1 protein-coding gene is annotated in these 599 nt (G+C 44.9%); it reads right to left on the bottom strand.

Annotated features, from left to right (window positions below; genetic code table 11):
• Positions 1–599, bottom strand: a 599-nt coding sequence (locus H3T43_RS09295; RefSeq protein WP_198214175.1) for an IS3 family transposase, incomplete at both ends; no start/stop codon positions are given.

Below are 599 nucleotides of genomic sequence, written 5' to 3'. Positions count from 1 at the left end.
TCTTCCAGTTCAGTGAGATTCTTAAAGTGCTTTTCAAAACCATAAAACATTTCTCGCTTGAGTATCCCGAAGAAGCCTTCCATTAGCCCATCATCAAGCGAATTGCCCTTGCGTGACATTGACTGGCTAATGCCATGATTTTTCAGCCACGCCTGAAACTGGGCATTTTGGTATTGCCAGCCTTGGTCTGTGTGAAAGATCAAACCATTCAGTGCCGGATGCTTGTCCCAGGCCTTTTTTAACATATCCATGGTCTGCTTAAGATTAGGGCTGCGGGAAATAGTATAGGAAACAATCTCTTGGGTGCAGCCGTCAATGATCGGTGATAAATAGGTCTTTTGCTCCTTGAGCTTAAACTCCGTCACATCTGAATACCATTTGTGATTGGGATAAACCGCACTGAAGCTGCGTTTAATCAAGTCAGGCTTAATCGGACCCTGAGTGCCGCGATAGCTGCTGTATTTGTGCCAGCGTTTACTGACTATGCCAAACAATTTCAGCTTGTTCATTAAGCGCTGCACTTTTTTATGATTGACTAATAAACCGCGACGCCTAAGCTCTGCAGTAATACGGCGATAGCCATAGCGGTGCTTGTGTTC

The organism is Lactobacillus sp. M0396 (genome assembly GCF_016101625.1).
GTDB classification, from domain to species: Bacteria; Bacillota; Bacilli; order Lactobacillales; family Lactobacillaceae; genus Lactobacillus; species Lactobacillus huangpiensis.
Note: the sequence above shows the minus strand (reverse complement) of the source record. Positions and strands in the feature narration are given on the sequence as shown.